The 5277-nt window shown below is 61.3% G+C and carries 5 protein-coding genes; all 5 read right to left on the minus strand.

From position 1 onward, the window contains the following. Positions 1 to 57: 57 nt before the first annotated feature. The 5 genes from B3Q33_RS01225 to B3Q33_RS01245 all read right to left on the minus strand — a co-directional run bounded on the left by B3Q33_RS01225 (position 58) and on the right by B3Q33_RS01245 (position 5178). Positions 58 to 585 carry a PqiC family protein gene (locus tag B3Q33_RS01225; RefSeq protein WP_272975554.1) on the minus strand — a complete coding sequence of 176 codons (528 nt, stop codon included), beginning with the start codon at positions 583 to 585 and terminating at the stop codon, positions 58 to 60. Then, complete coding sequence (gene pqiB, locus B3Q33_RS01230) at positions 582 to 2198, minus strand: intermembrane transport protein PqiB (RefSeq protein ID WP_035245258.1); 1617 nt, start codon at positions 2196 to 2198, stop codon at positions 582 to 584. The genes B3Q33_RS01225 and pqiB overlap by 4 nt, the downstream gene beginning before the upstream one ends. Then, entirely contained in the window at positions 2195 to 3481 is a 1287-nt protein-coding gene (locus B3Q33_RS01235; RefSeq protein WP_052042470.1) for a paraquat-inducible protein A, read from the minus strand. Before B3Q33_RS01235 ends, pqiB begins: the two co-directional genes overlap by 4 nt. A gap of 188 nt (positions 3482 to 3669) precedes the next feature. Further along, complete coding sequence (locus tag B3Q33_RS01240; protein ID WP_035245255.1) at positions 3670 to 4665, minus strand: 2Fe-2S iron-sulfur cluster-binding protein; 996 nt, start codon at positions 4663 to 4665, stop codon at positions 3670 to 3672. A 126-nt stretch (positions 4666 to 4791) separates the two neighbouring features. Then, positions 4792 to 5178 carry an MAPEG family protein gene (locus tag B3Q33_RS01245; protein ID WP_272975555.1) on the minus strand — a complete coding sequence of 129 codons (387 nt, stop codon included), beginning with the start codon at positions 5176 to 5178 and terminating at the stop codon, positions 4792 to 4794. Positions 5179 to 5277 lie beyond the last annotated feature (99 nt).

Here is a 5277-nt window from a genome sequence, read left to right on the forward strand (position 1 = left end):
CGCCTCAAGCGGCGCTCCTACAAAACCCGTCGAGCCCTTTCGGCCCGGTGTGGCGGGTTATTTCAGGGCCTGGGTGATGCTCTGCCCGACTTCCTGCCAGCCCTGATCCAGGGCTTTAACCAGTGCCGCATAGCCCTCGCCGCCAATAGGGCCCTGCCACTCGATGGTTCCCCGTTGGACTTGCTCTTCATGGGTGAATTGCCAGGTGCCGGTGATCATGGCCACGTCACCCTCATTGCTCTGCATGCCCTGAAAGCGGCTGAGTTGCAGATCCAGTTTCCCCAGTTCAGGGAGTGTTGTCTGGCTTGCCAGGGTGGCCGCCAGCGCCCGCTGTAGTTGCGAGCCCAGTGGCTCCGCCCAGCGATGCTGGCGGGCCACGTGCAGTTCGGTGTCGCTCAGTTGCAACACGATGCCGCCCTGGTCCAGATAGCTGGCCAGGCTTACGCGAATCTGTAGTGGGCTGTGGCCACTGTGGCTGGCGCCGGGTAGCAGGTAGTCCGGCGCGGGTGCCGGCGGGGTCTGGCTGCAGGCGCTCAGCCACACCATCAGGGTGACCAGCAGGCCGGAAATGAACAATGATTTCATTGGCGGGAGCCTCTGGGTTGCGGATCGGGGGCCGGCTGGCGCTGGAAGATCAGTGCATTGGGCTGCCGATTCAGGGTATCCAGCAGCGGTTCGGCGTCGTTGAGTAGACGATCCAGTTTCTGCAGGGTGCCTTGCAGTTGCTGGTAGCCGTCGCCGCCGGTCTGCCAGCCCTGCAGCGTACCTTCCAGGGCGCCGAGGGTGCCGGTAAGCCGTTCCGGCAGGGCATTGAGTGCCGGGTCGGCCAGCAGGGCTTCGAGCCGTTGGGTGGTGCCGGCCAGGTTGTCCAGGTTGCGGTTCAGGTTGCCGGCAATGGATTCCATGGGCAGGTTGTTGAGGGTATCCAGAAGCCGCTGGATCTTGTCCTCGATCTTGCTGATGCCGCCGCTGTCGATCGTGGGGAAAACGGCCACATCCGCATAGCGTTCGCCACTGTTGGCAGCGGGCGTGTCGGCATGGAAATCCAGATCCACAAACAGGGCACCAGTGAGCAGGTTGCCCGGCTTCAGGCTGGCGCGCAGACCATCATCAATCATGCGATCGATTTCCTGCCGCCAGCGCTGTGTATCTTCCCGGCTCTGGTGAGTGATGCGTTGGGGTTCCAGGCGGATCAGCACCGGAATGGGAGCACTGCTGATCGTGCCCGGGCCCGATTGGGCAAAGCTCCAGGCCACTTGTTCCACGGTGCCCACACGGATGCCGCGATACTCCACCGGGGCGCCGGTTTTCAGGCCCCGCACACTACTCTCCACCAGCAACACATAATCCAGGGTGTCGGTGTAGAGAGCCCGCCGGGCGCTTTCTTCATCGTTGTGCAGGGTGAACTCCCGCTCGTCTTTTACCGGGTCGCCGGCGCGCATATTGCCATCAGGGACGGCAAAGGTGATGCCGCCGCCGATCAGGGCTTCCAGGGAATGGATCTGAGCCTGGAAGCCGCGGGCATCGAGCTTGAAGCCAAGCCCGTTGACCTGCCAGAAACGGCTGCTGTCCGAGACCAGCACGTCGTAGGGCTTCTGGATAAAGATGCGGTGGTGGAAGCGCTTGTCGCTGGCATTGAAGCGGGTTTCCACCACCCGGCCCACTTTCAGGCTGCGAAAATGCACCGGGTCGCTCACGTCCACATTGGTCCCTGCCTCGCTGACCAGTTTCAGGAACAGGCCGGCGCCGGTTTTTTCCGGGGGCGGCGTGTCCTGTACCTGAAAACGCTTGCCCTTCTTGCCGCTTTCGCCGGGCATCAGCTCGATGTAGGAGCCGGACAGTACCGTGTTCAGGCCACTCACGCCCTCCCTGCTGATCCGGGGTTTGACCACCCAGAAGCGGGTGTCCTCGGCCAGCATGCGGTCGGTGTCTGACTGCATCTGTACGGTCAGCAGTGTGTGGCTCATGTCATCCGACAGCCTCACGCTTTCTACCAGGCCGACCTGCACATTGCGGGTTTTCACCGGCGTCTTGCCGGCGTTGATGCCTTCCGCGTCCGTCAGTTTCAGGGTAATTACCGGCCCCTGACTGGAGAGATAACTGAATACCAGCCACAGGCCGATCAGGGCAGCGGCCAGAGGGATCAGCCAGACGGCGGAAAGCCGGGTGCGGCGGGGTTCGGCTTGGGTATCACTCAAGGCTGATGCTCCGGTTGTGTGTTGGGGGGCAGCTTCTGCTGCTGGTCCCAGATCAGGCGCGGATCAAACTGGTGGGCCGCCAGCATGGTAAATATCACCACGGCGGAAAAGGCTACGCCACCCACGCCCGGGGTCACGGTAAGAATATTGCCCATCTGGAACAGGGCGACAATGATGGCCACCACGAATACATCGATCATGGACCAGCGCCCCACCCATTCGGTGATCCGGTAGAGCGCCATCTGGTTTTTCATGTCCAGGGTGTCGCGCCGGCGGCTGGCAATGCATAGCCAGCCCAGCGCCAGGATTTTTCCGAACGGCACCAGCACGCTGGCGGTAAAGATGATCAGGGCAATGGGCCAGTCGCCATGGCGGATGAAAAGCATGACACCGGCAATGATGGTGGACGGCTCGTTCTGCCCCAGGCTGGTGGTGGTCATGATCGGAAACAGGTGGGCGGGGAAGCAGCAGAGGATGGCGGTGATCAGCAGTGCCCAGACCCGTTGCAGGGTCAGCGGGTGGCGGTCATGCAGGCTGCTGTGGCAGCGGTGGCAATGGTGACTGCCCAGGGTTTGCAACTGCCCGCAGCGCTGGCAGCCGATCAGCCCCTGGCTGCGGGCGGTGAGTCCGCTGCGGGTAGCGGCGGGTTGCTGCAGATTACCCAGCAACCGCTGCCACAGGCTCACGGTATTCATGCGGGTGACGGTAATCAGCAATAACAAAGCGTAGCCGGAAAAGGTCCAGAAGGCGGAGAGCAGCTGGATATGGGCCATGGCGACGATCTTCACCAGGCTCACCAGGGCGGCGATGGCAAACACATCTGCCATCATCCAGGGCTGCATGCGGGGCAGCCAGCGGGCCAGCAACAGGCTGCCGGGCAGATGACGGCGGGCGGACAGACTCAGGTGTATCCAGCAAATCGACAGCAGATAAAGGGCCGGGATCACGATGATGGTGGCGATCACGATGACCGCTAGCGACGGGTGGTGATAGACCGCCAGTTCCCAGGCGGCATCGGTCACCGTCATGGCGCGCTCAATGCCATTTTTTTCGAAACCGATGTAGGGGAAGAGCAACGATAGGCCGAGCAGAATCAGCGCGGTAAAGGCCAGCGCGGGAGTCAGTTGATCGCTCTGCGCCTGGCGCATCAGCGGGTGCCGACAACGGGGGCACTGTAGCCAGCCGCTTTCCTGGCGAAGGTCTACTTCGCATACCAGGTCGCATTCGTGGCAAGGCAGAAGCAATGTCTGGTTATGCGCCGTGGGCGGAGAATCCTGCGCCATCGCATCCTTTCCTTGGTAATCAGCTACAAGCCGCAAGCTACAAGCTACAACGCGGGCTCGGTTGTTGCCAGTCCGGGAACGTTTTGGCCGCGATTCGAGGCGAATGCTCGATGCCCAATGACGAATTAGACTCGCATCGCGGGCTCAGGCCTCTTCGGTCGGCACGGGTTTAGCCCGCGTTGCTGCAGCTATTCCCTGGGCGCGTAATCAAACACGTCACAGTGGATATTGCCGGCGGGGACGCCTTCTTCCACCAGCGCATCGAATACCGCCCAGGCCATGGGCGGGGAACCGCCCAGGTAGAACAGCGGCAACTCCGGTTCGTTCAGGGCCGCCAGCGCTGCCTCATGCACCAGGCCTTCGGCGTGGTCCGGGTGACGGATGTCGGAGAGGGCAGTGGTGAAATCGAAGTCTTTCAGTGCCATCTTCCACTGGGAGGGGAGTGTCGGCAGGTAGAGATCTTCCGGGGTGCGGGCGCCCCAGAACAGGCGGACCGGGTGGTCGAAGTCCAGGGCGATCAGGCGTTCGACCATGGCCTTTACCGGGGCGAAACCGGTGGAGCCACAGATAAACCACACCGGCTGTTCCGGGGCGCTGTCGATAAAGCGCATGCCGGCGGGCAGGGTGGCGCTGACGGTGCTGGCTGATGTCAGGTGCGCCATGATGTCCTGGGCGGCACTGTTATCGTCGCCGTGGCGGATATGTAATTCCAGGCGGCGGCCATCGCAGTGGTTGGCGATGGAAAAGGGGAAGCTCTCGCCGTTCAGGTTGAGCATCATGTATTGCCCGGCATGCCACTGCACCCGCTTGCCGGCGGGTAGCTGTAACCAGACCCGACTCACATCGTGATTGAGCGCTTCAATCTGCTGAATCTGGCAATGAACTTCATGGCTCGGCAGTTCGCCGGGAGCGGTCACCTCGGGCACATCGATCTCACAGTCGCTGAGTGGCTGAGCGATGCAGTATAACACCTGGATGCTATCGGCATCGCCCGCATGAATGGTGTGGTTTCTTTGCTGAACGTGTCCGCTTTGAAGCGTTCCCATGCAGCGCTCACAGACACCATTGCGGCAGGCCACCGGAAAGCCGAAGCCGGCCTGCTGGCCGGCCTCGATGATGGTCTGGTCGTCATGGCAGGAGAAGCGTTCCCTGCCGTTGACGGTGATGGTGAAGATATCGGGCACGTTTTGCTGAATTGATAATGGAAAATTGAGAATTGATAACGGAAACCACCTCCAGTAAGGGCTGGCGGTGGCTTTCATGGTTTTAAGTTATCAATTATCCATTCTCAATGATCAATTGCCTGCTCTTTATGCTCCAACGCCCACGAACAGCGCCACGATACAACCCATGCCAAAGGTCCAAACCAGGGTGCGGGCGCTGGCCCAGTCGGCGATATAGCAGACGGTGAACATGATCCGGCTGGCCAAGAAGGCCAGGGCGATGCCGTCGATGGTGGGTTGAGGAGCGGTCTGGGCCAGGTGGGCAATAATCACGGCCGCGGCAAATGCGGGGGTGACCTCGAAGCTGTTCTGCTGAGCCCAGTGGGCACGTTTGCGGCTGCCTTCCAGGGTTTCCAGGAATTCGCGGGGGTTATGGTTCTGCTTCGGGCCGAAGCCGCCCTGGAATTTGGCTAAAGCGGTATTCAGGTAGGGCAGGAAAATGGCGGCAAGCACGCACCAATAGGCAAGGGTCATGATGTTTTCTCCGTGATTTTTATATGCCGTAGGAGCGGCGCTTGAGCCGCGAAGCCGTCTTCGAAAAGATCTCTGGGGCTTCGCGGCTCAAGCGCCGCT

It is taken from the genome of Alcanivorax sp. UBA3183, from assembly GCF_002364155.1.
Taxonomy (GTDB): Bacteria; Pseudomonadota; Gammaproteobacteria; order Pseudomonadales; family Alcanivoracaceae; genus Alcanivorax; species Alcanivorax jadensis.

Bases quoted from the DNA above. Each gene is read 5' to 3' on its own strand.
- B3Q33_RS01225 (WP_272975554.1), bottom strand. From the start codon at position 585: ATGAAATCATTGTTCATTTCCGGCCTGCTGGTCACCCTGATGGTGTGG.
- B3Q33_RS01235 (WP_052042470.1), bottom strand. From the start codon at position 3,481: ATGGCGCAGGATTCTCCGCCCACGGCGCATAACCAGACATTGCTTCTG.
- B3Q33_RS01245 (WP_272975555.1), bottom strand. From the start codon at position 5,178: ATGACCCTTGCCTATTGGTGCGTGCTTGCCGCCATTTTCCTGCCCTAC.